This is a genomic window from Streptomyces sp. NPDC004752 (assembly GCF_053601275.1).
Genome location: NZ_JBSGBN010000007.1, coordinates 103,967 through 130,623, shown reverse-complemented (window position 1 = coordinate 130,623; position 26,657 = coordinate 103,967). Strand labels below are relative to the sequence as shown.

18 protein-coding genes and 3 pseudogenes are annotated in these 26,657 nt (G+C 71.8%); 8 read left to right on the top strand and 13 right to left on the bottom strand.

Features of this window, described 5'->3' with window-relative positions; translation table 11 throughout:
- The 11 genes and pseudogenes from ACWEKM_RS05350 to ACWEKM_RS05300 all read right to left on the bottom strand — a co-directional run.
- Nucleotides 1-716, bottom strand: a 716-nt coding sequence (locus tag ACWEKM_RS05350) for an SCO3242 family prenyltransferase (RefSeq protein ID WP_451619817.1), incomplete at its 3' end; no start/stop codon positions are given.
- A gap of 587 nt (nucleotides 717-1,303) precedes the next feature.
- Nucleotides 1,304-2,446 (bottom strand): annotated as a pseudogene (locus ACWEKM_RS05345) (inositol-3-phosphate synthase); the annotation flags it as partial.
- 87 nt (nucleotides 2,447-2,533) lie between these two features.
- Nucleotides 2,534-3,862: a ThuA domain-containing protein gene (locus ACWEKM_RS05340; RefSeq protein WP_451619804.1), complete on the bottom strand. Its 1,329-nt coding sequence runs from the start codon at nucleotides 3,860-3,862 to the stop codon at nucleotides 2,534-2,536.
- Between the two features lie 12 nt (nucleotides 3,863-3,874).
- A complete protein-coding gene (locus tag ACWEKM_RS05335) occupies nucleotides 3,875-6,376 on the bottom strand; it encodes a PQQ-dependent sugar dehydrogenase (protein WP_451619816.1) in 2,502 nt (833 codons plus the stop codon).
- 313 nt (nucleotides 6,377-6,689) lie between these two features.
- Nucleotides 6,690-7,688, bottom strand: coding sequence for a sugar phosphate isomerase/epimerase family protein (locus tag ACWEKM_RS05330; RefSeq protein WP_451619803.1), 999 nt, complete (start codon nucleotides 7,686-7,688; stop codon nucleotides 6,690-6,692).
- A 13-nt stretch (nucleotides 7,689-7,701) separates the two neighbouring features.
- Entirely contained in the window at nucleotides 7,702-8,922 is a 1,221-nt protein-coding gene (locus ACWEKM_RS05325) for a Gfo/Idh/MocA family protein (RefSeq protein WP_451619802.1), read from the bottom strand.
- Between the two features lie 71 nt (nucleotides 8,923-8,993).
- Complete coding sequence (locus ACWEKM_RS05320; protein WP_451619801.1) at nucleotides 8,994-10,043, bottom strand: substrate-binding domain-containing protein; 1,050 nt, start codon at nucleotides 10,041-10,043, stop codon at nucleotides 8,994-8,996.
- Between the two features lie 35 nt (nucleotides 10,044-10,078).
- On the bottom strand, nucleotides 10,079-11,098 hold the full coding sequence (locus tag ACWEKM_RS05315) for an ABC transporter permease (protein ID WP_451619800.1): 1,020 nt from the start codon (nucleotides 11,096-11,098) through the stop codon (nucleotides 10,079-10,081).
- Nucleotides 11,095-12,612 carry a sugar ABC transporter ATP-binding protein gene (locus ACWEKM_RS05310; RefSeq protein ID WP_451619799.1) on the bottom strand — a complete coding sequence of 506 codons (1,518 nt, stop codon included), beginning with the start codon at nucleotides 12,610-12,612 and terminating at the stop codon, nucleotides 11,095-11,097. The genes ACWEKM_RS05315 and ACWEKM_RS05310 overlap by 4 nt, the downstream gene beginning before the upstream one ends.
- A gap of 175 nt (nucleotides 12,613-12,787) precedes the next feature.
- On the bottom strand, nucleotides 12,788-13,969 hold the full coding sequence (locus tag ACWEKM_RS05305) for an ROK family protein (RefSeq protein ID WP_451619798.1): 1,182 nt from the start codon (nucleotides 13,967-13,969) through the stop codon (nucleotides 12,788-12,790).
- A gap of 454 nt (nucleotides 13,970-14,423) precedes the next feature.
- Nucleotides 14,424-15,371 carry a beta-ketoacyl-ACP synthase III gene (locus ACWEKM_RS05300; protein ID WP_451619797.1) on the bottom strand — a complete coding sequence of 316 codons (948 nt, stop codon included), beginning with the start codon at nucleotides 15,369-15,371 and terminating at the stop codon, nucleotides 14,424-14,426.
- A 122-nt stretch (nucleotides 15,372-15,493) separates the two neighbouring features.
- Between ACWEKM_RS05300 and ACWEKM_RS05295 the strand changes: the two are divergent.
- The 4 genes and pseudogenes from ACWEKM_RS05295 to ACWEKM_RS05280 all read left to right on the top strand — a co-directional run.
- A pseudogene (locus ACWEKM_RS05295) lies at nucleotides 15,494-15,646 on the top strand (2Fe-2S iron-sulfur cluster-binding protein); the annotation flags it as partial.
- Between the two features lie 7 nt (nucleotides 15,647-15,653).
- Nucleotides 15,654-16,541, top strand: coding sequence for a formate dehydrogenase accessory sulfurtransferase FdhD (gene fdhD / locus ACWEKM_RS05290; protein WP_451619796.1), 888 nt, complete (start codon nucleotides 15,654-15,656; stop codon nucleotides 16,539-16,541).
- 166 nt (nucleotides 16,542-16,707) lie between these two features.
- Nucleotides 16,708-17,523 carry a LysR family transcriptional regulator gene (locus tag ACWEKM_RS05285; RefSeq protein ID WP_451619795.1) on the top strand — a complete coding sequence of 272 codons (816 nt, stop codon included), beginning with the start codon at nucleotides 16,708-16,710 and terminating at the stop codon, nucleotides 17,521-17,523.
- A gap of 321 nt (nucleotides 17,524-17,844) precedes the next feature.
- Complete coding sequence (locus ACWEKM_RS05280; RefSeq protein WP_451619815.1) at nucleotides 17,845-19,794, top strand: exo-alpha-sialidase; 1,950 nt, start codon at nucleotides 17,845-17,847, stop codon at nucleotides 19,792-19,794.
- Between the two features lie 15 nt (nucleotides 19,795-19,809).
- On the opposite strand, the gene ACWEKM_RS05275 is transcribed toward ACWEKM_RS05280, so the two are convergent.
- On the bottom strand, nucleotides 19,810-20,823 hold the full coding sequence (locus ACWEKM_RS05275; RefSeq protein WP_451619814.1) for a bile acid:sodium symporter family protein: 1,014 nt from the start codon (nucleotides 20,821-20,823) through the stop codon (nucleotides 19,810-19,812).
- 184 nt (nucleotides 20,824-21,007) lie between these two features.
- Here ACWEKM_RS05275 and ACWEKM_RS05270 point away from each other — a divergent pair, with 184 nt between their 5' ends.
- The 3 genes from ACWEKM_RS05270 to ACWEKM_RS05260 all read left to right on the top strand — a co-directional run bounded on the left by ACWEKM_RS05270 (nucleotide 21,008) and on the right by ACWEKM_RS05260 (nucleotide 24,954).
- Nucleotides 21,008-21,877: a LysR substrate-binding domain-containing protein gene (locus tag ACWEKM_RS05270; RefSeq protein WP_451619794.1), complete on the top strand. Its 870-nt coding sequence runs from the start codon at nucleotides 21,008-21,010 to the stop codon at nucleotides 21,875-21,877.
- A 245-nt stretch (nucleotides 21,878-22,122) separates the two neighbouring features.
- Entirely contained in the window at nucleotides 22,123-23,949 is a 1,827-nt protein-coding gene (locus tag ACWEKM_RS05265; RefSeq protein ID WP_451619813.1) for an AMP-dependent synthetase/ligase, read from the top strand.
- 168 nt (nucleotides 23,950-24,117) lie between these two features.
- Nucleotides 24,118-24,954, top strand: coding sequence for an aldo/keto reductase (locus tag ACWEKM_RS05260; protein WP_451619793.1), 837 nt, complete (start codon nucleotides 24,118-24,120; stop codon nucleotides 24,952-24,954).
- 118 nt (nucleotides 24,955-25,072) lie between these two features.
- Here ACWEKM_RS05260 and ACWEKM_RS05255 read toward each other — a convergent pair whose 3' ends face one another.
- A complete protein-coding gene (locus ACWEKM_RS05255) occupies nucleotides 25,073-25,684 on the bottom strand; it encodes a hypothetical protein (RefSeq protein WP_451619792.1) in 612 nt (203 codons plus the stop codon).
- A 244-nt stretch (nucleotides 25,685-25,928) separates the two neighbouring features.
- Between ACWEKM_RS05255 and ACWEKM_RS05250 the strand changes: the two are divergent.
- Nucleotides 25,929-26,626, top strand: a pseudogene (locus ACWEKM_RS05250) (glycoside hydrolase family 75 protein).
- Nucleotides 26,627-26,657: the final 31 nt, after the last annotated feature.

Sequence of the window (26,657 nt, the reverse complement as noted above, 5' to 3'; positions counted from 1 at the left end):
GGAGCGTCGGCGCGGACCGGCACGGACGCGGAGGTGGAGGTGGGCGCGCATGCGGATGTGGAGGGGGAGGTGGGCGCGCATGCGGATGTGGATGCAGGTGCGGATGCTGTGGCGATCGGACCGGGCTGTGGCCGGGTCAGCGACCAGGTGAGTGCGGCGGTGGTGGCCAGCGCGGCCAGGGGGGCCAGGGTGGAGCCGCCGGTCGTCTCGCGTCGGGACACCACCGTGACCGCCAGGGTGTGGGAGCCGAGCAGCGCGGCGGAGGGCAGCGCGCCGCGGACGGCGCCCGGGGCGGCCGCGGTCGCCGCCGCGCCGAGCAGCAGGTCGAGGCCGCGGGCCGCGGCCATCGCCGCGGGGCCCGCCGGGGTGCGCTTGAGGACCAGGTCGTACGCCCACACGGTGGCCGCGAGCGGGGCGGCTACTGCGAGCGCGGGCCGGCCGGCCCGGGCGGCCAGGGCGAGGCCGGCCGCGGTGCAGGCGCCGGCCGCGGCGAGGGCCGCGGCCGGCCGGATACGGCCGGACGGGAGCGGCCGGTGCGGACGTTCGACGGCGTCCTCGTCCCGGTCGGCCCAGTCGTTGAGGGCCATGCCCGCCGCATACAGGCACAGGGAGGAGCCGATGGCCAGCAGGGTGCGAGGGCTGGGGCGGGCCGCGACCACGGCGGCACCGGCCAACGCATCACCAGGTACGGTCAACAGAGCAGGCAGCCGCAGCAGTTCCGCCCACGCCCGCGGCCCGGAACCCCACCGACCGACACCACCCCACGAACCCGACGCAGCCCCGGCCCCCCGCCCCGGCCGACCCGAGAGAGACTCGCCATCGTCACCGCCCCCGTACCGCGGAGTACGCCGGGACGGCCGCACCTCCTCGGCCCGACCGATCCGAACCACCAGGCCACCCCTCGCCCCGACGGTCCGGGCCGCCGCGACCGACCGACGGAGGGACGCCACGCCCCTCAGCATCCGTGCACCTCCGCAGCTCCCCCGGTCACCCAGGACGTTCCGGCGCCCCCGATCGGTCCGGATGCCCCAATCCCTCCGATCCCTCCGATCCCCCCGATAGCTCCGGAAGCCCCGGCGGCCCCGACCGGCCGGTCCGTTCCAGAGGCTTCGAAGGCCCCGGACGCCCCGGTCTGCCGCAGGGCTGCGCCACCGTCGGCCCGGACGGCTTCCCCGGATGCCCCCGACGCCCCGGCCACCCCGGACGCTCCGACCGCTCCGGAGGTCCCGGCCGCTACGGCCGCCCCGATCGCCCCGGTCTGCCGCGCGACTGCGCCACCGTCGGCCCGGCCCGCCCCCCGGACCCCGCCCTCCCGTAGCCGCTCCGCGAACCGGGTCAGTGCCGTGTGCTGGTCCCCGAGGGACGACAGGGCGTCGCCCAGTGGGTCCTTGAAGTAGAAGGCGAGGTCGGTCAGGGGGCCGGTGTGGCCGGTCTCGTGGGCGCGCAGGGTCAGGCGGGCCAGGTCGAGGACGAGCGGCGCGGCCAGCGCGGAGTCGCAGCCCTGCCAGATGGTCTGCAGAACCATACGGGTGCCGAGGAAGCCGTCGAAGGCGACGTGGTCCCAGGCGGTCTTCCAGTCACCGAGAGCGGGCACGTCGTCGATGTGCACCTCGCCCTGCGGTGTGCCGCCCAGTGTGTCGGCGAGGACCCGTTCCTTGCCCGCGTTCTTGGCGGCGGCAGCAGCCGGGTCGGCGAGGGCGGCTCCGTCGCCGCCGCCCAGCAGGTTCGTGCCCGACCAGGCGCGGACCGGCAGGGCCCGCTGCGCGAACATCGGGCCGAGGACCGAACGGAGCAGGGTCTGCCCGGTCTTGCCGTCCCGGCCCGCGTACGGCAGGCCGCTGGTCGCCGCCGCTTGGGCCAGCGCCGGGTGGTGCAGACCGGTCGACGGGGTGAAGTTCACATACGGGCAGCCCGCCCGCAGGGCCGCGGCCGCGTACAGCGAGCTGGGCGGCAGGGCGTCACCGGTGGCGGTGGGTTCGGTGGACGCCACGTTCACGACGACGGCACGGGCGAGCGCGTTACGCCGTACGAAGTCAAGGATGTCCGCGGCGAAGCCGGCGATCACCTCGTTGGGGTCCCGGGTGTCCGCCGGGTCCGGGCCGCCGGGCCTGATCTCGGTCTCGGCCGCGAGGAGTTCGCCCGCGACCGCGGCGGGCAGATCGTGCGGCAGGACGCCGCCCGCCGCCAGTTGCTCGGCCCGCTTGGGCAGGTGGCAGTCGACCACGTCATGTCCGCCGAACACGAGCGAGGCGAGGGGCGGCAGGCCGCAGTCGGCGAACAGGGGTGTCTCGGTGACCATGGCGGTGGGCGGGTGCAGGCCGGACGCGACGGCGGCGCAGCCCGCGACCACGGTGGTGGCGACGGAACCCCGGGCGCCGATCAGCCACACTCCCACGCGGTTGAGGGAAAGGGACCGGGAAAGAGACGGGGAAAGAGACGCGGACATGGGCAGCCTCCTTGTCGTGCGCGAATCCCGGCACGGCCGGGACGAAGACGGCGGGCGGGAGTCCGGCGTCCCCCGCCCGCCGCCGCTCTATCTGCCCTCGCCGGGCAGTTCCTTGATCCGGATGTCGCGGAAGGACACCTGGTCGTCGGCACCGTGGTTCTGGATGCCGACATGTCCGTCGCGCAGGCTCCGGGCCGGATCGGTGTTGGTGAAATCGTTGATCTTCACGCCGTTGAGCCAGACGCGGAGGCGTTCGCCCTCCACGCGGATCTCGTACGTGTTCCACTCCCCCGGCGGGTTCAGCGCACGGTCGCGCTTCTTCAGGTCGGCGGACCGGAAGCCGTAGACGGACCCGGTGGTCTTCTCGGGTACGTCCGTGGCGTCGATCTGGATCTCATAACCGTTGTTCACGGCCGACCACGGGTCGTCCGAGGGTGGGAAGCCCACGAACACACCCGAGTTGTCGTCGCCGTCCATCTTCCAGTCGAGCTTCAGGGAGTACGCCCCGAAGCTCTGGCCGGCGTACCAGAGCATCCCCATGCCGCCCGCCGAGGTCAGCGTGCCGTCCTCGGACCGGGTGAAGGAGCCCGGGCCCGCCTGGCGCCAGCCGTCCAGGGACGTGCCGTCGAACAGCGGCCGGTAGCCGTTCTCCGGGCGGCAGTCGGCCTGGGCGTCGCCGATGACCCAGCGGATCGCGCCCAGCAGATGCCGCCGGAAGGCGGGTTCGGCGTAGGACTCCTTGGTGTGGCCACCGCCGGTGTAGAAGGCGCGGCCGCCCTGGTAGTGCCGGCACCAGGCGATCGGATGGTCGCCGTTCAGGGTGCCGCCGGTGTACGAGGACTCGTCGAGCGAGGCGAGGACATGGGCGTGTTCGCGCGGGTTGGAGCGGTAGTTGTACCACTCGTCCGTGCGGTCCCAGGTCCGCGCCAGGTCCGAGGTCGCCGGGTGGGCGCGGTCCTCCATGTCCACCGTGGCCGGCTGGATCGCCGGGTGCGACTGGAAGTAGGCGCCGGCCAGGCCGCCGTAGAACGCCCAGTCGTACTCGGTGTCGGCGGCGGCGTGGACGCCCAGGTAGCCGCCGCCGTGCCGGATGTAGCCCTCGAAGGCCCGCTGCTGGGCGGCGTCGAGGACGTCTCCCGTCGTGGACAGGAACACGACCGCGTCGTAGCGCCGTAGGTTCTTCGCGGTGAAGGCGCCGGCGTCCTCCGTGGCGTCGACGGCGAATCCGCCGTCCGTGCCGAGTTCCCTGACCGCCGTGATCCCTTCGGGGATCGAGTCGTGCCGGAATCCGGCGGTCTTGGAGAAGACCAGTACCCGCTTGCCCTGTGCCGGGTGCGATGAGGCGGGTCCCGCCACGCAGCCGAGGAGCAGGGCCGCCCCGACGACGGCGGTCGTCAGTCTGCCGGTCGAGCGCATCGCGGCCCCCTCTCAGCCCGTGGTGAAGACGAAGTCATCGACGTCGAACAGGGCGCCGTTACCGGTGCTCCCCTTGAAGACGAGGTAGAGCGTGGTGGTGCCCCTCGGCGCGTTCGACAGGTCGGCGCTGACGTCCTGGAAGGTCTCCCAGCCGCCGGTCACCGGCACGGTCGCCGTGCCGAGCAGCCTGCCCGTCGGGGAGCCCGCGCGGACCTCCAGGGTGCCGCCCGCGCCGCCGGAGGACACGCGTGCCGTGATCTGCTCGGCGTCGGCCAGCGCGTACGGCGTGAAGGAGATCCAGTCGCCGTTGTCGATGTCGCCGACCGTCTTGCCGCCGTGCGCGCTCGCCTTGGTGATCACCGAGATGCCGGAGGAGTCGCTGAAGTGCTCGGCCTGGCGGTGCCGGGGCTGCAGGACCTTGCGGTCGTGCGAGGTGAGCGCGGCCTGGCCGCCGCCTCCGTTGTCGGTGTACTGGGCGTCGAAGACGCCGAAGATGTTGGCGTTCTCGTCGTGGCCGCCGTCCGCGCTGGTCTGGATGGTGCCGGAGCAGCCGTGCGCGGAGGTCAGCGGGTGGCCGTGGGTGTCATGGCCGAGGATGAAGTTGACGGTGACCTTGGAGCAGTCGATGGTCCTGCCGTCCTCGGGGTCGGTCACCTTCACCTTGAACGGGACGGCGTCACCGAAGCTGAACAGCTGGCCGTCCTTGGGGAGTCGGAGTGTGACGGTGGGCGCGGTGTTGCCGACGACGACCTGGACGCTCGCGCTGCCGGTGCGCCCGCCCGGGTCCTTGGCGGTCACCGTGGCCGTGTAGGTGCCGTTCTTCTTGTAGAAGTGGCTCGGGCCGGCTCCGGTCGCGGTGGTGCCGTCGCCGAAGTCCCAGCTGTAGGTGAGCGCGTCGCCGTCCTGGTCGCTGCTGCCAGCCGAGGAGAACGTCACCTTCAGCGGGGCCTGTCCCGAGGTGCGGTTCGCCGCCGCCTGGGCCACCGGCGAGTGGCCGTCGGTGGCGTTCTCGATGCGGTACAGGCCGGAGTTGTCGTCGCCGCCGAACCAGGAGGTGCCGTAGTCGAGGACGTACAGCGCCCCGTCGGGCCCGAAGGCCATGTCCATCACCTGGGTGCCGGTCCAGGGCACGGGGTTGATGGACTGGACGGTGCCGTCCGCGTCGCTGACGATGCGTTTGATCCAGCGGCGGCCGAACTCACCGGCGAAGAAGTTGCCGTCGTAGGCCGCCGGGAACTTCACGGGCGAGTCGAGCGCGGGATCGTAGTGGTAGACCGGTCCGCCCATGGGGGATTCGGAGCCGTCGCCGAGTTCGGGCACGGAGGGGCCGTCGTACGGGATCCAGGCGGGCTGGGCCGGCGGCAGGTCGGTCAGGCCGGTGTTGTGCGGCGAGGTGTTCTTCGGTGCGGCGCAGTCGAAGGCGGCGCCTGATGTCTTGGTGGCGAAGTCGTACTCCTTGTACGCCTCGTTGTCGCCGATGCACAGCGGCCAGCCGTAGTTGCCGGGGCCGGTGATCCGGTCGAACTCGACCTGGCCGGAGGGGCCGCGGTCGGGGTTGGCGGCGCCGGCGTCGGGGCCGTAGTCACCGACGTAGAGGATGCCGGTTTCCTTGTCGACGCTGAAGCGGAACGGGTTGCGGAAGCCCATCGCGTAGATCTCGGGCCGCGTCTTGGGCGTGCCGGGCGCGAAGAGGTTGCCGTCGGGGACGGAGTACGAGCCGTCGGCGTTCACCTTGATACGCAGGATCTTGCCGCGCAGGTCGTTGGTGTTGCCGGCGGAGCGGCGGGCGTCGAAGGCGGGGTTGCGGTCCGGCCGCTCGTCGAGGGGCGAGTAGCCGTCCGACTGGAAGGGGTTGGTGTCGTCGCCGGTCGAAAGGTAGAGGTTGCCGTCCTTGTCGAAGTCGATGTCCCCGCCGACGTGGCAGCACAGGCCGCGGGACGCCTGGACGTCGAGGATCTGCTGCTCGCTGGCCTTGTCGAGCGTGCCGTCCGGGTTCAGGACGAACCGGGAGAGCCGGTTGACGCCGTCGAAGGGGGCGAAGTCGGCGGCGGTGCCGGTCTCCGGGGCGTCGCCCGCCGGGGTGTTCAGCGGGGGCGCGTAGTAGAGGTAGATGAAGTGGTTGTCGCTGAAGCCGGGGTCGACGCCGACGCCCTGGAGGCCCTCCTCGTCGTGCGAGTACACGTCGAGCTTGCCGGCGATCTTGGTGTTGCCGGCGGCGTCGGTGAGGCGCAGCGTGCCGTCGCGCGAGGTGTGCAGCACGGAGCGGTCCGGGAGGACGGCGAGCGACATGGGCTCGCCGACCTCCGCCGCCCCCTTGGCGAGGGTGACCTGCTGGAAGTCCTCGGTCGCCGCGGTTCCCGGGTCGGCGACGGCTGCGCCGGCCTGGGGAGCGGTGAGACTCAGGGTGGCGCCCGCGAGCAGCGCCCCGCTGAGCAGGGCCACCGCCTTGCGGAATCGGCGTCGGCTGTGGGTCTCGTTTCTGCGGTTGCTGGTGGTGCGGTCGTTCCCGTGCACGAATGCCTCCAAAACGGGGCTGGTTGTACAGGCGGGGTGCGGTACGCCGGGATGCGCCGTCATCCCGGAAGATCGGAGAAGGGGTAAAGGGGTAAGTGGTGGGCCGGGAGGGGCCCTTGGCGGTCCGGTCAGGCCCCACCGCCCCCCCACAAGGGGCGCGGGGAACTGCGCAACCAGCCACAACGACGCCGCAGACAACCGATCAGCGCCCACCCCCACAAGGGGCGCGGGGAACTGCGCGACCGGCCACGACGGGGCCGCGGACGCGCGACGACACAGCGCGGCACATCCAGCGGCACACCCAGCGGAGCGGCTAGTTGCCGAAGGCCGCGTCGAAGGAGGCCGTCGGAGGCTCGAAGTCGTACGCCTTGAGCCGGGTCAGCGCCTCCGGGGCGCCCTGGAGCCGGTCCATGCCGGCGTCCTCCCATTCCACGGAGACGGGCCCTTGGTAGTCGATGGACCGCAGCATCCGGAAGACGTCCTCCCAGGGGACGTCGCCGTGCCCGGCGGACACGAAGTCCCAGCCGCGGCGCGGGTCGCCCCAGGGCAGATGGGAGCCGAGGCGACCGTTGCGGCCGTCGAGGCGCTTGCGGGCCTCCTTGCAGTCGACGTGATAGATCCGGTCCCGGAAGTCCCACAGGAAGCCGACCGGGTCGAGGTCCTGCCAGACGAAGTGGGAGGGGTCGAAGTTGAGGCCGAAGGCGGGCCGGTGGTCGACGGCGGCCAGGGCGCGCTGGGTGGTCCAGTAGTCGTAGGCGATCTCGCTCGGGTGGACCTCGTGCGCGAAGCGGACGCCCTGCGCGTCGAAGACGTCCAGGATGGGGTTCCAGCGCTCGGCGAAGTCCTGGTAGCCGCGCTCGATCATCGACTCGGGCGCGGGCGGGAACATGGCGACCAGGTGCCAGATGGCGGAGCCGGTGAAGCCGATGACGGTGTCGACGCCGAAGGCCGCCGCGGCGCGCGCGGTGTCGGCGATCTCGGCGGCGGCCCGTCGGCGTACGCCCTCCGGCTCGCCGTCGCCCCAGATCCGGGCGGGCAGGATCGCCTGGTGCCGCTCGTCGATGATGGCGTCGCAGACGGCCTGTCCGACCAGGTGGTTGGAGATGGCCCAGCACTTGAGGCCGTAGGTGTCGAGGAGTTGGTGCCGGGACTTCACATAGGTGGGGTCGGCGAGCGCCTTGTCTACCTCGAAGTGGTCGCCCCAGCAGGCGAGTTCGAGGCCGTCGTAGCCGAAGTCGCGGGCGAGGCGGCAGACCTCCTCCAGGGGAAGGTCGGCCCACTGGCCGGTGAAGAGCGTGAAACTGCGCGGCATTGGCGAGTCCTCCTCAGACCGCGATGGGGGTGTAGACGGAGTTCTTCTCGGCGCTCTCCTCCACCGCGGCGAGCACCCGCTGGACCTGTAGCCCGTCGGCGAAGGAGGGTTCGGGGGCGCGGCCCTCGGCGATGGCGTGCACCAGGTCGCGGGCCTGGTGGACGAAGGTGTGCTCGTAGCCGAGGCCATGGCCCGGGGGCCACCAGGCTTCCAGGTAGGGGTGGTCCGGTTCGGTGACGAGGATCCGGCGGAAGCCGGCGTGCGTCCCGGGTTCGGTCCCGTCGTGGTACGACAGCTCGTTGAGCCGCTCCAGGTCGAAGGCGAGCGAGCCGCGCTCGCCGTTGAGTTCGATGCGCAGCGAGTTCTTGCGTCCGGTCGCGAAGCGGGTCGCCTCGAAGGAGGCCAGGGCGCCGGAGGCGAAGCGGCCGGTGAACAGGGCGGCGTCGTCCACGGTGACCTGTCCGGTGCCGGCGGCCCGAGCAGCGGCCGACACCGTGTCCGGGCCGCTGCTCGGGCCGCCGGGCAGCGGCCGTTGCCTCACGAAGGTCTCGGTGAGCGCGGAGACCCCGGCCAGCCGTTCGCCCGCCAGGTACTGGGCCAGGTCGACGATGTGCGCGCCGAGGTCTCCGAGCGCGCCGGAGCCCGCCTGTTCCTTGCGCAGCCGCCAGGTGAGCGGGAACTCCGGGTCGACCAGCCAGTCCTGGAGATAGCCGACCCGGACATGCCGCAGGGTGCCGATCCGGCCCTCGGCGACCATGCGCCTAGCGAGCGCCGTGGCGGGCAGCCGCCGGTAGTTGAAGCCGACCATCGCCAACTGGCCGCGGGCTGCGGCCTCCTCGGCCGCGCGGGTCATCGCGGTGGCCTCCGCCACGGTGTTGGCGAGGGGCTTCTCGCACAGCACATGCTTGCCGGCGGCCAGGGCGGCGAGGGCGATCTCGGCGTGACTGTCCCCGGGGGTGCAGATGTCGACCAGGTCGATGTCGTCCCGGGCGATCAGCGCACGCCAGTCGGTCTCGGCCGACGCCCAGCCGTGCCGGTCCGCCGCCGCCCGGACCGCGGCGCCGTCCCGGCCGCAGATCGCGCCGAGGACCGGCCGTCGGGGCAGGTCGAAGACCCGGCCCACGGTGCGCCAGCCCTGGGAGTGGGCGGCGCCCATGAAGGCGTATCCGACCATGCCGACGCGGATCGGTGGCTTTTCTGCCTCCGGGCCGTCCGGCTGCTGCGGCTGTCCCATAAGGAAGTTCTCCTCGTCGTCCTCGTCGTGTCGGCGCCGCGGCGGCGCCGTGGGGAGTGCGGCGGAACCGGTCAGCGGAAGCCCGTGGGCATGTACTGGTCGATGTTGTCCTTGTCGACGACGGCCGAGTACAGCGTGATGGACGACGGGATCTCGTACTCGGCGAGTCCGCCGATGCCCTTGCTCTGCCCGAGGGCGCGCGCCAGGTCGATCGCCGAGGCGGCCATGGTCGGCGGGTAGAGCACGGTCGCCTTCAGTACGCCGTTGTCCTGTTTGATCGCCTGGAAGGCGGAGAGCGCCCCGGCCCCGCCGACCATCAGGAACTCGTCGCGTCCGGCCTGCTCGATGGCGCGCAGCGCGCCCACGCCCTGGTCGTCGTCGTGGTTCCAGACGGCGTCGATCTTCGACTGGGCCTGGAGCAGCTGGGACATCTTGGCCTGTCCCGACTCGACGGTGAATTCGGCCGCCTGGCGGGCGACCTTCTCGATGTTCGGGTAGTTCTTGAGCGCGTCGTCGAAGCCCTGGGTGCGCTGCTTGGTCAGCTCCAGGTTGTCGATGCCGGCCAGTTCGACGACGCGGGCGCCCGACTTGCCCTTGAGTTTCTCGCCGATGTAGCTGCCGGCGTTGAAGCCCATGCCGTAGTTGTCGCCGCCGATCCAGCAGCGGTATGCCTGCGGGGTGTTGAAGATCCGGTCCAGGTTGATCACCGGGATGCCGACCCGCATCGCCTTCAGGCCGACCTGGGTGAGGGCCTTGCCGTCGGCGGGCAGGATCACCAGCACGTCGACCTTCTTGTTGATCAGGGTCTCGATCTGGCCGATCTGCGCGGCGGTGTCGTTGGAGCCCTCGGTGATCTCCAGGGTGACGTCCGAGTACTTCTCGGCGCGGCGCTTGGCGTTGTCGTTGATCGCGTTGAGCCAGCCGTGGTCGGCCTGGGGGCCGGCGAACCCGACGGTGACCTGCTTGCCGGGCTTGTCGTCGGCGGCCGGCCGGTCGTTCGCCGCGGGCTTCTCGTCCTTACCATCGTTGCTGTCGTTGCTTGTGCAAGCGGTGAGCAGGGCGCCGGCGGAGACGGCGGCGGTCCCGAGGAGCAGCCCTCTGCGGCTGGCGAGGTGTGACATATCGGTGAACCCCTTCCTCATCAGGTCGTGCTCGATCAGGTCGTGCTCGCGGTACGGCGCTGGACCAGCACGGCGGCGACGATGATCGCGCCCTTGGCGATCTGCTGGACGTCGCTCTGCAGGTTGTTCAGGGCGAAGATATTGGTGATCGTGGTGAAGACCAGGACACCGAGCACGGAGCCGGTGATGGTGCCGCGGCCCCCGCTGAGCAGGGTTCCGCCGATGATCGCGGCCGCGATGGCGTCGAGTTCGTACAGGTTGCCGTTGGTGTTCTGGCCCGAGCCGGACAGGATGATCAGCAGGAAGGCGGCGATGCCGCAGCACAGTCCGGACAGCAGATAGAGGTAGAGCCGCTGGCGGCGTACGTCGATGCCGGCGAGCCGGGCGGCCTCCGCGTTGCCGCCGACGGCGACCGTGCGGCGGCCGAAGGTGGTCCGGTTGAGCACGAGCCAGCCGATGATCGTCACGACCGCGAACACCAGGACGAGCGGCGGGATGCCGAGCACATAGGAGTCGCGCTCGCCGAGCTTGAGGATGCCGTCGACGGTCACGATCTGTGTCTTGCCGTCGGTGATCTGCAGGGCGAGGCCGCGGGCCGAGGCCAGCATGGCGAGGGTGGCGATGAACGGGACCATGCCGCCGTAGGCGATGAGCACGCCGTTGACCAGTCCGCAGCCCACCCCGACGATCACCGCGGTGAACAGGATGCCGGTGAAGCCGAAGTCCTGGGTGGCCACCGTGGTCGCCCAGACCGAGGCGAGGGCGACGATCGCGCCGACCGACAGATCGATGCCGCCGGAGGTGATGACGAAGGTCATGCCGACCGTGACGACGCCGATCACCGATGCCTGGGTGAGGACCAGTTGGAGGTTTCGGGTGTCGAGGAACTCGTCCGGTTTGGTGATGCCGCCGACCACGACGAGCGCGAGCAGCACGCCGAGCAGCGAGAGGGTACGGACGTCGGCGCGGGCCGCCAGGGAGCGCCAGGCGGGGAGGGGGCCGACCGGCGGCACTTTGTCGGTGCTGCCGCGCGGCGGGGAGGCGTGCTGCGTCATGACGCCGGGCTTCCTTCCATGACGAGGTCGAGTACGCGGTGTTCGTCCAGTTCGCGGGCGGGTGCCTCGTGTACGACGTGGCCCTCGCGCAGCACCAGCACACGGTCCGCGAGACCCAGTACTTCGGGGACCTCGCTGGACACGAGCAGCACCGCGAGCCCTTCGTCGGCCAGTCGGCGCACGACCGCGTACAGCTCGGCGCGGGCGCCGACGTCGACGCCGCGGGTCGGCTCGTCGAGCAGCAGTACGCGGCAGCCGCGCAGCAGCCAGCGGGCCAGGACGGCCTTCTGCTGGTTTCCGCCGGACAGCGTGCGGACGGGTACGGAGGGGTTGTCGGGGCGCAGCGACAGTTCGCGGGTCGCCGCGCGGGCCGCGCCCAGTTCGGCGCGCCGGTCGAGCCAGCCGCCGCGGGAGAAGCGGGAGAGCGTGGCGACGGACACATTCCGGGTGACCGACTCCAGCATGAGCAGGGCCTGCGCCTTGCGTTCCTCCGGGGCGAGGCCGAGTCCGGCGCGGACCGCGGAAGGTACGCTGCCGGGCCGCAACGGGCGGCCGTCCACCAGGACCTGGCCGGTGCTGGGCCTGCGGGCGCCGTAGACGGTCTCCAGCACCTCGGAGCGGCCCGAGCCGACGAGTCCGGCGAGGCCGACGATCTCCCCGGCCCGGACGGTGAGGTCGAGCGGGGCGAACTCGCCCGCCCGGGACAGCCCCCGTACCTGAAGGACCAGGGCGCCGGCGGGCGCCGCGGCCGGTCGCTCGGGGAAGACGTACTCGACGGTGCGCCCGGTCATCAGCGCCACGACATTGCGGGTCGGCGTCGTCTTCGCGGGCAGTCCGCCCGCGACCGCGCGCCCGTCCTTGAGCACCGTCACCCGGTCGCCGATGCGCCGTATCTCCTCCAGGCGGTGCGAGATATAGACGACCGCCACGCCGTCGGCGGTCAGGGAGGCGACGATGCGGAACAGGTTGTCGACCTCGTCCGGGTCGAGCGCGGCGGACGGCTCGTCCATGACGATGAGCCGTACGTCGTGGGAGAGCGCCCGGGCCATGGAGACGATCTGCCGCTGGGCCGCGGACAGTTCCCCGACCAGCCGGGCCGGGTCGACCTCCGGATGCCCCAGCCGCTTGAGGAGCCTGGCGGTGAAGGCGCGTGCGGCCTTCTGGCGTACGACGAATCCGGCGGCCGTCGGTTCATGGCCGAGGTGGACGTTCTCGGCCACCGACAGGTGCTCGACCAGGTCGAGTTCCTGGTAGATGGTGGCGATGCCGAGGCGCATGGCGGCGCTGGGCGAGCGGAGCGTGACAGGCTCGCCGCGCCAGCCGATGGTGCCGCTGTCCGGCTGGTGGGCGCCCGCGAGCACCTTGATCAGGGTGGACTTGCCGGCCCCGTTCTGGCCGAGCAGGCAGTGCACTTCACCGGCCTGGACGTCGAGGTCGACGCCGTCGAGGGCCCGGACGCCGGGGAACGACTTGGTGATGCCGGACATGCTGAGCAGCGGTGGTTCTGGTGCCATGTGGGTTCCCCTCGGCGGGCGTTCGGGGCCGGAGTCAGGGCGATGTCAGCTGCGTGCGCGGGCGCGTTGGAGCAGGGCAGGGCGGTGCAGAACAGGGCAGGGCAAAGCAGGGCAGGGCAGGGCGGAGGGACGCGCTGTGCTGGGTGGTGCGGGGAAGAGGTGGCGCGAGAGTCGGCTACGCGGGTGAGAACAGGTGGTCGCTGATCAGGCGGGCCGCGCCGATGACTCCGGCGTTCTGGCCCAACTCGCCCAGGACGATGGGCAGGTTGCCGGTGGCCAGCGGCAGTGACTGGCGGTAGACCTGGGTGCGGATCGCGGCGAGCAGGGTGTGGCCGAGGCCGGTCACCCCACCGCCGATCACCACCAGGCCGGGGTTGAAGAAGGAGACGAGTCCGGCGATGACCTGACCGACATGGTTGCCGCCCTCGCGGATCAGGCCGAGCGCGATGGCGTCGCCCGCGACGGCCGCGGCGGCGACATCGACGCCCGTCAGGGCGCCGTTCGCCGCGAGTCGCGCCGCGAGTTCCGCCGACAGGCCCTGCTGGGCCGCTTCCAGTGCGTCGCGGGCGAGTGCGGCCCCGCTGAAGTGGGCTTCCAGGCAGCCCCGGTTGCCGCAGGCGCACGGCCGGCCGTCGGGCACCGCCTGGATGTGCCCGATGTCGCCGGCGCTGCCCGTCACCCCGCGGTGGACCTCACCGCCGGCGACGATGCCGCAGCCGATGCCGGTACCGATCTTGACGCAGAGGAAGTCGCCCACGGAACGCGCGACGCCCGCGTGCCGCTCCCCCATCGCCATCAGATTCACATCGTTGTCGACCATGACCGGGCAGCCGAGGTCCTGGCTGAGCGCCTCCCGCACCGGGAAGCCGTCCCAGCCGGGCATGATCGGCGGCGCGACCGGGACGCCCTCGGGGAAGCGGACGGGTCCGGGGACGCCGATACCGGCGCCGTCGAAGCCCTCCGCGAGTCCCGAGGCCCGCAACTTCGCTGCCATGGCGAGGACTTGCTCGAAGACCGCGACGGGTCCCTCGCGTACGTCCATGGGCTGGTTGAGGTGTCCCAGCACCTCCAGTTCGGCGTTGGTGACGGCGACGTCGATCGAGGTCGCGCCGATGTCGACACCGAGGAACCGGAGGTTCGGGGCGAGCCGGATGTTGTGGGACCGGCGTCCGCCGCGGGAGGCGGCGAGGCCGTCGGCGACCGCGAGTCCGGTCTCCAGCAGCCGGTCCACCTCCACGGCCAGCTTGGACCGCGAGAGGTCGATCTGGTCGCCCAGCTGCGCACGGGAGTTGGGTCCCAGGTCGCGCAACAGCTTGAGCAACCTGGCCTGATGGGCGTTCGCGGGTCGTGCGGTCATGCGTCTCACGTGCCCCTCCCCGCCTCAACTCGGCCATCCGGGTGTGTCTTTCGAGGGGAACGTAGCAGTCACCGCCGAAGCTGGGAAGAAACTGTGCACGGATTACCGCGAACTTTCTCCTCTCGCAGGACAAAGAAGCGCCACCCAGCCCGCCGGAAACCAGCCCCGACCACCAAAATCCTCGCAAAACACCGAGCCCCCTGCTCACGGGGCAGGGGGCGAACAGGCAGGGGTGAACGGGCCGGGGGCGAATGGGCCGGGAGCGAATGGGCCGGGCCGACCCCCGGGCGGGGTCAGGCCGTTGTGCGATCGCGGCAGAAGGGGCGGGGGTGGTCTACCGCCTACCGCCTACCGTCTACGGCGTACGGATGCCGGAGATCGCGGAGGTCGACCGTGTCACCTCGACCGGCGGCAGCCGCCCGCACCGGCTCACGGCGCGGCTCAGGGGCACGGCTCAGGGGCACCGCACGACCTGCCCGGCGTACGACAGGTTGCCGCCGAAGCCGAACAGCAGAACCGGGTCGCCGGTAGAGACCTCGCCGCGCTCGACCAGCTTGGACAGGGCCAGCGGGATGCTGGCGGCGGAGGTGTTGCCGGACTCGGTGACATCCCGGGCGACCACGGCACGCGCCGCGCCCAGCTTCTCCGCGAGGGGTTCGATGATGCGCAGATTGGCCTGGTGCAGCACGACCGCGGCAAGCTCCTCCGGGGCGACCCCGGCCTTCGCGCAGGCGCCGCGGGCCAGGGGCGGCAGCTGGGTGGTGGCCCAGCGGTAGACGCTCTGCCCCTCCTGGGCGAACCGCGGCGGCGTACCCTCGATCCGCACGGCGTGCCCCATCTCCGGCACCGAGCCCCACAGCACCGGCCCGATCCCGGGCTCCTCCCCCGGCGCGCATGCCTCGACCACCGCGGCCCCCGCCCCGTCGCCGACGAGAACGCAGGTGGTGCGGTCGGTCCAGTCGGCCACGTCGGACATCTTGTCGGCGCCGATGACCAGCGCCCGGCTCGCGGCGCCCGCACGGACGGTGTGGTCGGCGGTGGCCAGCGCATGGGTGAACCCGGCGCACACGACATTGAGGTCCAGGGCGGCGGGCCGCGGGATGCCGAGCCGGGCGGCGACCCGGGCGGCGGTGTTCGGGGAGCGGTCCACGGCGGTGGAGGTGGCGACCACGACCAGATCGATGGCGTCGGCGGCGAGGCCCGCCGCGGCCAGCGCCTTGGCGGCGGCCTGCGCGGCCAGCTCGTCCACCGGCTCCTCGGGTCCGGCGATATGCCGCGTACGGATGCCCACCCGGGACCGGATCCACTCGTCACTGGTGTCGACCAGGCCCGCCAGGTCCTCATTGGTGAGCACCTTGGCGGGCTGATAGTGGCCGACGGCGGCGATGCGCGAACCGTTCATGTGGGGTCCCCCCTTGTGGGCACGGGTAGCGGGATTCACCAGTGTGTTCAGTGACTCGCGGGTATGTCGGCAGGTAAGGCCACAGGATTCGGGCGCCCGCGTTGTCGGCTTCCGTCAGGCATGCCTGCTGCGGAGCAGGCCGCGACCTCACCGAGCACGTACCGGACCATAATGAGGTCGTGAAGGTCACCTCGCCGCACGACGACCCGGTGACCCACGGCAACCTCCGCATCAGGGGCCGCTTCGGCTACCAGCACCTAGAGAACCGAGGCTGATCAGGACATGGGACGAGTCACGGAACGACGCAAGGTGATCCGGATCCGCGACGGGGCGGTCACCACCCGGCCGGACACGCTCGTCGCCGAGGAGCCGCTGGAGATCAGACTCAACGGCAAGTCCCTCGCCATCACGATGCGCACGCCCGGCGACGACTTCGCGCTGGCCGCCGGGTTCCTGGTCAGCGAGGGCGTCCTGGCCACCGCCGCGGACCTGCGGAACATCGTGTATTGCGCGGGCGCCACGGACGGGGGCACCTCCCTGTCCGAGCAGGGCCGAGGGCTTGAGGGAGGTTCGAACACCTACAACGTGGTGGACGTGCGGACCGCGCCGGGAGTCGTACTGCCCGACATCACGCTGGAGCGCCATGTGTACACGACCTCGTCGTGCGGACTGTGCGGCAAGGCCAGCCTGGACGCGGTGCGTACGACGGCCCGTTGGCCGATGGCCGACGCTCCCCGGGTCCGGGTGGACCCCGAGCTGCTCGCGGGCCTCCCCGACCGGCTGCGCGCCGCCCAGCGAGTGTTCGACCGGACCGGGGGGCTGCACGCGGCGGCCCTGTTCTCCGAGGACGGGGAGCTGCTGGACGTACGGGAGGACGTGGGCCGGCACAACGCGGTCGACAAGCTGATCGGCCGCGCGCTGCAGGACGGGGCCCTGCCGCTGTCCCGTTCGATCCTGCTGGTGTCCGGCCGGGCGTCCTTCGAGCTGGCGCAGAAGGCCGTGATGGCGGGCATCCCGGTGCTGGCGGCGGTCTCGGCGCCGTCGTCGCTGGCGGTGGACCTGGCCGCCGAGACGGGACTGACCCTGGTGGGTTTCCTGCGGGGCAGCTCCATGAACGTGTACGCGGGGGAGGACCGCGTCGTCCTGCGGACCGCGGCCGCCCAGGGCTGACACCGGTTCGCCGCCCAGGGGTGACACAGGTCCGCCGTCGCTGGTCCGGCGGGCCCCGGCCGCCGCCCGCAGGCCCGCGCTGTGCAAGCCCCTGTTCCTCGCGGGCGCACTTCCGGGCGGGGCGATACTCTGAGGGCATCGCCCCCGCGACGGCGGAGGGACGGCCATGGACCTCGACCTGCGGAAGGTCCGCTACTTCACGGCGGTCGCCGAGCAGCTGCACTTCGGGCGGGCCGCCGAGCGCCTGCACATCACCCAGCCCGTGCTGAGCCGCCAGATCCGGGCCCTGGAGAAGGACCTGGACGCCACCCTGTTCGAACGGGACAGTCATGGCGTGACCCTCACCTCGGCGGGCCGTCAACTTCTCGATGACGCACGGCAGTTGCTCGCCGCCGCGGACGCCACCCGGCACCGGGTGCGCAGGGCCGCGCGCGGGCCGCGGCGGCTGGTCGTCGGCTTCCGGGCGGGCGTGGTGGTCATCCCTGTGCTGCGGGCCTTCGGCGCCGCCCACCCCGATGTGGCGGTGCACGCCCGCCGCGTCGAGTGGGACGACCAGGAGCGGCTGATCCTGGACGGCACGGTCGACCTGGCCTATGTGCGCCGCCCGATCCACGAGCGCGGGCTCACCCTGCTGCCGCTGTTCACGGAGGACCGGGTGGCGATGCTGCCCGCGCGGCACCGGCTCGCGGGCAGACGGGACCTCGCCCTCGCCGACCTGGCGGAGGAGCGGTGGCTGCGCCACCGCGACCCGCTCCGCGACGATGTGCCGATCCGCACCGTCGAGGAGAAGTTCGAGTGCGTGGCGGCGGGCACCGGCATCACCCTCGTTCCGGCCTCGGTCGCCGAGCAGTACGCACGGCCCGACCTCACGTATGTGCCGGTGCGCGACGCCGAGCCGGACCAGGTGTTCCTCGCCTGGGCGGCGAGCCATCACTCCCCCCTGATCGCCGAGTTCGCCCGGACGGCACGGGAGCGCGGCTGAGCCGGCCGGGCCGCTTCCAGGGCATGAGTCCGCGAGGACAGGGGTCGTGGTCGTCAGGGGCGCGTCGGGCATCGGGCTCGCGGTCGCCGAGGCCGCCACACGGGGACGCCACACGAGTACAGCGCACGGGGACGGCGCCCCGGCCGTCATGCCGCCGAGAGGCGCCGCGCCCCGGTGGGCGCCCGGGACCCCCCGAATGGACGCACCGTCCTTGTGAGCCGCCGCGGACCCCAACTAACGTCTGGGGCGCGGACGTTGGACGTCGGATGTCCGAATGTTCCGATGCCCGTACGTCTCGACGCCAGGAAGGGCAGGCCGCACATGCCGCCAAGAACCGGGGTACTCCCCCTCGGCCCCCGGCTCCGCCGGAGCCGAGGACATCGGCTGAGCTCCGTCCTGGCCGCCGTGCTCACGGCGGTCCCGCTGCTCCTGCTGCCGCACCTCGCGCACGCCCGGCCGACGCCCACCCTGGCGCCACACGCGCAGGCGGGCCCAAGGACCCCCGGCTTCGCCCAGCAGGTCCTCTTCAAGGCCGCCCAGGACACCGGCTACGCCTGCTTCCGCATCCCGGCGATCGTCCGGACGACCGCCAGCACGCTCCTCGCGTTCGCCGAGGGCCGGGTCCTCAACTGCGGTGACGCCGCGGACATCGACATCGTGCTGAAGCGCTCCACCGACGGCGGCCGCACGTGGGGCCCGCTCCAGGTGATCAACGAGGGCGGGGGCGACACCCACGGCAACCCGGCACCCCTCGTGGACCGCAGGACGGGGCGCATCCTGCTGGCGGAGACGTACAACACGGGCCGCCCGGACTCCGCGAACTGCTCCGTCCCCTGCGACCGCGCCCCGCACCTGCAGTACAGCGACGACGACGGCCGGACCTGGTCGGCACCGCGCGATCTGAGCCCCGAGATCCTGCCGCCCGACTGGAACTCCTGGTACGCCACCGGTCCCGTGCACGGCCTCCAGCTAGACCACGGCCGGTACGCCGGCCGGCTTGTCTTCGGCGTCAACACGGAGACCTGGAAGGGCAGCCGGGTCACCGCCAACCACGCGGCGCTGATCGTCAGCGACGACGGCGGCGGCCACTGGCGGACCGGCGCCACGGACAGCCGGCCGACGGCGCCCGACGGCACGTTCCGGCAGAAGCCGTCCGAGCTGACGCTCGCCGAGCGTGCCGACGGCTCGCTCCTGGTCAGCGGCCGGGAACAGGACGGCACCGACCTCGGCCACCGCACCCAGGCGGTCAGCCACGACGGCGGCGGCAGTTTCAGCACCCCCTTCCAGGACCTCCCGGACCTGTACGCGCCCCAGGTGCAGTGCTCGATGCTGCGGCTCGGCGGCCGGCTCCTGCTGGCCTGCCCCGGCGACCCCGACCGGCGCCGCACCATGATGATCCGCTCCTCCTTCGACGGCGGCCGTACCTGGGACAGCGTGGACCGGGGCACGGTCGTCACCGCGGACTGGTCCGGCTACTCCGACATGGCGCGCCTCGCCGACGACACGGTGGGCCTGCTGTACGAGGGCGGGGCGGTCGACGCCCGCGACGAGATCCGCTTCGCCCGCTTCACCGAGCACTGGCTGCGCCCGCGCCGCGGCCCCGACCCCACCACCCGCGATCTGGCCCCGCGCGCCCCGCACGCGGCGGTGCTGGGGGGCGTCAGGAAGACGGCAGGCGCATCGGGCGGCGCCCTGGAGTTCGACGGGACCGACGACGCCGTACGCCTGCCCTACGACGACCGGCTGCCGCTCGGCACCCGGGACTTCACGGTGTCGCTGTGGTTCCGCACCACCGCGAGGGCCGGGGAGCAGCCGCTGCTCTGGATGGGCGGTATCGGCACCGGTCAGCCGCAGGTGTGGCTGCGCGGCGAGCCCGACCGCGACCGGGTACGCGGGCTGATCACGGTGCGGAAGGGCGCGACGGCGGTCCGGTCGGCGGCGGTCGCCGCGTCCGGCGCCCACAACGACGGCCGCTGGCACCATCTGGTGCTGCGCCGCGGCGGCGGGCGGCTGACGCTCGTCCTCGACGGCGAGGCGTCGTCCGTGGCCGACGTACCGGGCTCGGTCAGCCGGAACTCACCGTTCGGCGTGCACATCGGCCAGCGCATGGACAGCCGGGCGTTCTTCACCGGCGCGATCGACGAGGTACACGTCTGGGACCGGGCGCTGACCGACGCGGAGCTGTCCGACCCGCGGGCGCAGCGCTCCCTGCGGGACACCGTGCTGTGGCTGCCCCTGGACCAGGTGTCCGGCCCCCCGGGGCATCCCTGAACCGGGCGGCGGGCGTCAGCGTGCACGCGTCCTGGGGCCGGCCGCGGCGGGTGCCGCCACGGCCGGCCCGGCCTCGACCGTGACCTCCTCGGGGTCGCGCGCCCGGCGCTTGGCGATGACCGCGCAGACCATCAGCTGCATCTGGTGGAAGAGCATCAGGGGCAGCACGGCCAGGGAGGCGTGCGCGCCGAACAGGACGCTCGCCATGGGCAGCCCGGAGGCGAGGGACTTCTTCGAGCCTGCGAACTGGATCGCGATCCGGTCCGCGCGCGCGAACCGCAGCGCCTTGGCGCCGTACCAGGTCAGGGCGAGCATCACGGCGAGCAGGGCGGCCTCCACGCCGAGCAGGCCGGCCAGCCGTGCGGGGCTGACCTGGTGCCAGATCCCCTGGACCATGCCCTCACTGAACGCGGTGTAGACGACGAGCAGAATGGAACCGCGGTCCACGAGACCGAGCACCTTCTTATACCGGGTGACCCAGCTACCGACCCACCGCCGCAGCAGCTGTCCGGCGAGGAACGGCACCAGCAGCTGGAGCACGATCTTGATCAGTGAGTCGGCGGAGAACCCGCCGCCGCTGTTGCCGAGCAGCGCCGCCGCCAGCAGCGGGGTGAGCACGATGCCGACCAGCGAGGAGAAGGAGCCCGCGCAGATCGCGGCGGGCACATTGCCGCGGGCGATCGAGGTGAACGCGATGGACGACTGGATCGTCGACGGCACCAGGGTGAGGAACAGCAGGCCCTGGTAGAGAGGGTGGGTCAGCAGCACCGGCACCAGGGCGCGGGAGGCCAGGCCGAGCACCGGGAAAAGCACGAAGGTGCAGGCCAGAACGGTGATGTGGAGCCGCCAGTGGCGGAGCCCGTCGAGTGCCTCACGGGTGGACAGACGGGCGCCGTACAGGAAGAAGAGAAAGGCGATCGCGGCCGTCGCGGCGCCGGATGCCACGTCGGCGGCCGTGTCCCGGGCGGGCAGCAGCGCGGCGAGGCCCACCGTCCCGAGCAGGAGCAGGATGTACGGGTCGACCGGCATCCGACTCGGCCAGTGCAGGCGTTTCACGGTGCTCCACTCGCTGTGCTGTGCGTCAGGGCTCGTCCTGCTGGGCGTCCGGGCGGTGCCGGGCCCGCGGGGCCCCTTCATCGTCCCCCTCCGGCCGGTGATCGGGAATCCCGCACACCCCTCTCACTGTCATCATGTCTCCCGATAGCCTGGGGGTGTGTACGAGCCCTCCCAGCTGCGGACGTTTCTCGCCGTGGCCCAGACGCTCAGCTTCACTCGGGCCGCCAGGCGGCTGGGGCTGCGCCAGTCCACCGTCAGCCAGCATGTGCGGCGGCTGGAGGACGCCACGGGCCGCCAGCTGTTCACCCGCGACACCCACTCCGTCGAACTGACCGAGGACGGCGAGGCCATGCTGGGGTTCGCGCGCCGGATCCTGGAGGTGCACGAGCAGGCGACAACGTTCTTCACGGGCACCCGGGTACGCGGCCGGCTGCGCTTCGGCGCCTCGGAGGACTTCGTACTGACCCGGCTGCCGGAGATCCTGGAGGGCTTCCGGTACGACCATCCCGAGGTGGACCTGGAGCTGACGGTCGAGCTGTCCGGCACGCTGCACGAACAGCTGGCCGCGGGGAAGCTGGACCTGGTGCTGGCCAAGCGGCGGCCCGAGGATCCGCGCGGCGAACTGGTCTGGCACGACGACCTGGTGTGGATCGGCGCGGAGCGACTCCGTCTGGACCCGGACCGCCCGGTGCCGCTCATCGTGTTCCCGCCGCCCGGCATCACCCGGGCGCTGGCGTTGGAGGCGCTGGAGCGGCAGGGCCGCCCCTGGCGCATCGTGTGCACCAGCGGCAGCCTCAACGGCCTCATCGCCGCCGCCCGGGCCGGGCTCGGGGTGATGGCGCACTCACGGGGCCTGGTGCCGCCCGGACTGTTCCGGGTCCCCGACCGGGCGGGACTGCCGGAGCTGGGCGAGGTCGACTTCGTCCTGGTGCACGGCCGCCGACCGACCCCGGCCCGGGACACGGCCCGCGCCCTCGCGGCGGCGATCCTCACCGGCGCGGAACGCCTGCACCGCCGCAGCGCGTGACCGCCCGGTGTGGGCCTGCCGAACCGCCGTAGTCGGGTCGTACAGATTCGGTGGAGATTGCGGCGCCGAGCCCTGCTGAACCGTAAGTATTCCTGTCCGACCGTTCCCCATGTGAGCGCATTTTCCGGGCACCGTCCGGACCGAACGGGGGGATTGGCCGGTTTCGCACGCCCGGCCGCCCCTTACCTGGGTGGGGTAGCTTTCACGGCGCTGTGCGGAGCGCCACCGAGGAGCGGGAGCGGGGTTTGCGCGAGTTCACCAACCCTCCGTCGGCGTCGGCGCCACCGGCGGGGGGTCTGGCCGACGTCGTCTTCGAGCGTGCCGTCCGGGACCCGCTGCATATCGCCCTCGGCCGCAAGGACGAGCTGGGCCGGTGGCGGGATGTGACCTCCGCCGAGTTCCGTGACGAGGTCCTCGCCCTCGCCAAGGGCCTGCTCGCCCGCGGCGTCCGCTTCGGCGACCGGGTGGCCATCATGTCCCGCACCCGCTACGAGTGGACGCTTTTCGACTACGCGTTGTGGACCATCGGCGCGCAGGTGGTACCGGTCTACCCCACCTCCTCGGCCGAGCAGTGCTTCTGGATGCTGTACGACGCCGAGGTGTCCGCCGCGGTGGTCGAGCACGAGGACCAGGCGATGACGATCGCCACCGTCATCGACCGGCTGCCGCGGCTGCGCCAGCTGTGGGAGCTGGACGGGGGCGCCGTGCACGAGCTGTGCGACGCCGGAGCGCACCTCGACGACGAGATGGCGCACCGGCACCGCCGCGCGGTCACCCCGGACTCGATCGCCACGATCGTCTACACGTCGGGGACGACCGGCCGGCCCAGGGGCTGTGTGATCACGCACGGCAACTTCATGTTCGAGGCGGACACGGTCATCGAGGGCTGGGAGCCGGTGTTCCGCTCCGGCATGGGCGACGAGGCGGCGACCCTGCTGTTCCTGCCCCTCGCGCATGTCTTCGGACGGATGGTGCAGGTCGCCGCGATCCGCTGCGGGGTGCGCTTCGGGCACCAGCCGCAGCTCAACGCCGCCGCCCTGCTGCCGGATCTGCAGAGTTTCCGGCCGACGTTCATCCTCGCGGTGCCGTACATCTTCGAGAAGGTGCTCGACTCGGCCCGGCGCGAGGCCGAGAGGGAGGGCAGGGCCGGGCCGTTCGAGAGGGCCGTCGAGGTCGCGGTGCGGTACGCGGACGCGATGGAGTCGAAGACCTGGGGCATCGGGCCCGGCCCCTCGGCCGCTCTGCGCATGCAGCACCAGCTCTTCGACAAGGCCGTCTACGCCAAGGTCCGTGCGGCGCTGGGCGGCCGGATCCGCAACGCGATGTCCGGCGGCTCGGCCATGGACCGCAGGCTGGGCCTGTTCTTCGCGGGCGTGGGCGTGCAGATCTACGAGGGCTACGGCCTCACGGAGTCGACGGCCGCCGCCACCGCCAACCCGCCCGAACGCACCCGCTACGGCACCGTCGGGCAGGCCATCCCCGGCGTGAGCGTGCACATCGCGGACGACGGGGAGATCTGGCTGCACGGCGCCAATGTCTTCCAGGGCTACCTCAACAACCGGAAGGCAACCGACGAGACACTGCAGGACGGCTGGCTGGCCACCGGCGACCTGGGTGCCCTGGACGAGGACGGCTATCTGACCATCACGGGTCGCAAGAAGGAGATCCTGGTGACCTCCGGCGGCAAGAGCGTGTCCCCCGGGGTGCTGGAGGAACGCGTTCGTGTCCATCCGCTGGTCAGCCAGTGCATCGCCGTCGGCAACGACCGCCCGTACGTCGCCGCCCTGGTCACCCTCGACCACGAGGCGGTCGAGCACTGGCTGGCCATGCGCGGCAAGCCGCAGCTGACCCCGGCCGAGCTGGTCCGCGACCCCGATCTGGAGAAAGAGGTGCGGCGCGCGGTGGTGGCCGCCAACACCCTGGTCTCGCAGGCGGAGTCGATCCGCACGTTCCGCATCCTGGCCCGGCCGTTCACCGAGGAACACGGCCTGTTGACACCGTCGTTGAAGCTGAAGCGCAAGGCGATCGAGAACGCGTACGCGAAAGAGGTGGAGGCCCTGTACCAGGCGTGACGCCTCGGGTGGGCCCGCCGCGACCCTGCTGAGCGCGAGCGCGGCTCGGCTCAAGGACCTGACCGCCGCATGCGGTTGCCGTGGATTTCGCGGTCCGGAATGCGGGACCGCCCATGAACGTTGACCATGGTGGTACGCACCTGTCGACAACCGAAGGATCAAGAGCTCGTGAGCAGCAAGGTCCCCCCGATCATCCTCAACAACGGCGTCGAGATGCCTCAGCTGGGCTTCGGCGTGTGGCAGGTGCCCGACGACGAGGCCGAGCGGACCGTCGCCACGGCACTGGAAGCCGGGTACCGCAGTATCGACACCGCGTCGTTCTACGGCAACGAAGAGGGCACCGGCAGGGCCGTCGCGGCCTCCGGCCTGCCCCGCGAGGACATCTTCGTCACCACCAAGCTGGGCAACCGCGACCAGGGGTACGACGCGACGCTGCGCGCTTTCGACACCTCGTTGGAGAAGCTGGGCCTGGACTACCTCGACCTGTATCTGATCCACTGGCCGCTGCCGGCCCGCGACACCTACGTCGACACCTACCGGGCCTTCGAGAAGCTGTACGCCGACGGCCGCATCCGGGCCATCGGCGTCTCCAACTTCCTGCCCGAGCACCTGGAGCGGCTGATCGCCGAGACCTCGGTCGTCCCCGCGGTCAACCAGATCGAACTCCACCCGCAGCTGCAACAGCACGCGGCCCGTGAGTACCACGCCGAGCAGGGCATCGCCACGGAGGCATGGTCGCCGATCGGCCAGGGCAGGGGCCTGCTGGAGGTGCCGGCGATCGTCGCCATCGCGCAGAAGCACCAGCGCACTCCGGCCCAGGTGGTGCTGCGCTGGCACGTCCAGCTGGGCACCATCGCGATCCCCAAGTCCGTGACGCCGTCCCGGATCAGGGAGAACATCAAGGTCTTCGACTTCAGCCTGGACACCGAGGATCTCGCGGCGATCAGCGCGCTCAACGAGGACCGCCGACTGGGCCCGGACCCGGCGACGTTCTCTCCTCGCTGACGCCTCCCGCGCACCGCACCAACCGCCCCGAAACACACGCACCTTGGTGCCCCGCGGCGCGGCCGTCCACACATGGCGGGGCGTATGTGTGCCGCGCGGGACGCGCGCCCCGCGGCGGTCAGTCGGGCTGCACGTCCGCGTGCACGACCTCGAACTCCTCCAACGCGGTCACGGTCGCATGTGCCTTGGCCACGCCCTCGTGCCGGGCGACCGCGTGGCCAGCGCGGGACACGGCCAGCGAGTCGCGGTCGACGAAGAGCATGCCGACCATGCCGCGTCCGCGTTCCCGGTCCACGAACAGGGACGCACCGGCGACGCCGCGCGCCGCTTCGAGGCGCGGCAGCACCGACGCCCGGAAGACATCGGCGAGCAGTTCCGTGTCCGCGGGGTCGAACTCCAGCCTGGTGACGCGCAGTCCGCCGCCCACCCGCGGGTGCTGGAGCACATGGAGGGCCGCCACCTCGTAGTTGTCGACCGTCACGGTGCCCGCGAACGGCTCCAGGAGCGCGGCCCGTTTCAAGCGCATGACCTCGTCGCTGTTGTGCCGGTCGGCCGCGGAGGCCCACCAGCTCGCCGAGAGCAGTTTGCCGAGTTCCCGGTCCGCGAAGACGCCCGCTCCGCGGTAGCCGGGGCGGTCCGCGAGCAGCTCCCGCCCCGCCGTGTTGAGCGCGCGGATGGCCGCGTCGATCTTCGTGGGGTCTCCGGTCGCGTACACCGTGCGGACGAACATGACGCCCCACCTCCCCGGAAGTCAGGCACTGCCGCGGGACTATCCGACCCAAGAATCCAGAGATGTTCAGAAATATCCGCTAGTCCCAGTCTTGCCTTCCAGCCCCAGTCTTGTCTTCGCGGGCACCCCCCGCAAATGACCCGGGCGACACACGGTGGCATCCCGAGGCTTGACGGGGCCACATAAAGAGGATCACCTTGCGTCGCACCGGTAAGGAAACTTTCCTAATAGAAGGGTCCCCACAGTGCGTATGCAACCACTGACCCTCGCCGCGGCCTCCGGGGCCGCACTGCTCGCGGCCGATGTGCTCCCCGCGAGCGCCTCGGGCGCCCCCACCGCCCCGGCCTCGGCCCAGGAGGGCACGGTCGGCGCGGCCGATCTGCTCGCCAAGGTGACGTCCTGTCAGCAGATCTCGGACGGCAAGCACCGGACGGACGAAGGGACCCCGGTCACGATCCCCGTGTGCGGCAAGAACGGCGCGGTGTTCTGGAAGGCCGACATGGACATCGACTGCGACGGCCGGCGCACCTCGCACTGCAACGAGGACACCGACCCCTGGTACCAGGACGACACGGCCTTCCACCAGTCCGACGGCAAGCCGCTGAAGGCGGACACGCTGCCCTATGTCGTGGTGCCCGGCTCCAGCGGCATCTGGAACTACGCGAGCGCCGGCATCAAGGGCGGCGGCGTGGTCGCCGTACTCCATGGCAGCCGGTCGAGTACGCGGTCGTCGGCGACACCGGCCCCACGGAGATCATCGGCGAGGCGTCGTACGCCACCGCCAGGGCGCTGGGCATCGACCCCGATCCGGAGACCGGCGGAACCGACTCAGGTGTGACATACATCCTGTTCCAGAACTCCCAGGTGTCCCCCATCGAGGACCACCCGGCCGCGGTCACCCTCGGGGACCGGCTGGCCAAGCGGTTCCTCCAGAACAACTGAGCCCGGCGTCCGGCCTGGCTGTAGCGCCCCA

Excerpts from the sequence above, each read along its gene's own strand:
- ACWEKM_RS05285 (WP_451619795.1), top strand. The coding sequence starts at position 16,708 with ATGGACCTCGACCTGCGGAAGGTCCGCTACTTCACGGCGGTCGCCGAG.
- ACWEKM_RS05280 (WP_451619815.1), top strand. The coding sequence starts at position 17,845 with ATGCCGCCAAGAACCGGGGTACTCCCCCTCGGCCCCCGGCTCCGCCGG.
- ACWEKM_RS05305 (WP_451619798.1), bottom strand. The coding sequence starts at position 13,969 with ATGACCGCACGACCCGCGAACGCCCATCAGGCCAGGTTGCTCAAGCTG.
- ACWEKM_RS05255 (WP_451619792.1), bottom strand. The coding sequence starts at position 25,684 with ATGTTCGTCCGCACGGTGTACGCGACCGGAGACCCCACGAAGATCGAC.
- ACWEKM_RS05325 (WP_451619802.1), bottom strand. The coding sequence starts at position 8,922 with ATGGGACAGCCGCAGCAGCCGGACGGCCCGGAGGCAGAAAAGCCACCG.
- ACWEKM_RS05340 (WP_451619804.1), bottom strand. The coding sequence starts at position 3,862 with ATGCGCTCGACCGGCAGACTGACGACCGCCGTCGTCGGGGCGGCCCTG.
- ACWEKM_RS05275 (WP_451619814.1), bottom strand. The coding sequence starts at position 20,823 with ATGCCGGTCGACCCGTACATCCTGCTCCTGCTCGGGACGGTGGGCCTC.
- fdhD (WP_451619796.1), top strand. The coding sequence starts at position 15,654 with ATGGGACGAGTCACGGAACGACGCAAGGTGATCCGGATCCGCGACGGG.
- ACWEKM_RS05300 (WP_451619797.1), bottom strand. The coding sequence starts at position 15,371 with ATGAACGGTTCGCGCATCGCCGCCGTCGGCCACTATCAGCCCGCCAAG.
- ACWEKM_RS05320 (WP_451619801.1), bottom strand. The coding sequence starts at position 10,043 with ATGTCACACCTCGCCAGCCGCAGAGGGCTGCTCCTCGGGACCGCCGCC.
- ACWEKM_RS05330 (WP_451619803.1), bottom strand. The coding sequence starts at position 7,688 with ATGCCGCGCAGTTTCACGCTCTTCACCGGCCAGTGGGCCGACCTTCCC.
- ACWEKM_RS05315 (WP_451619800.1), bottom strand. The coding sequence starts at position 11,098 with ATGACGCAGCACGCCTCCCCGCCGCGCGGCAGCACCGACAAAGTGCCG.
- ACWEKM_RS05310 (WP_451619799.1), bottom strand. The coding sequence starts at position 12,612 with ATGGCACCAGAACCACCGCTGCTCAGCATGTCCGGCATCACCAAGTCG.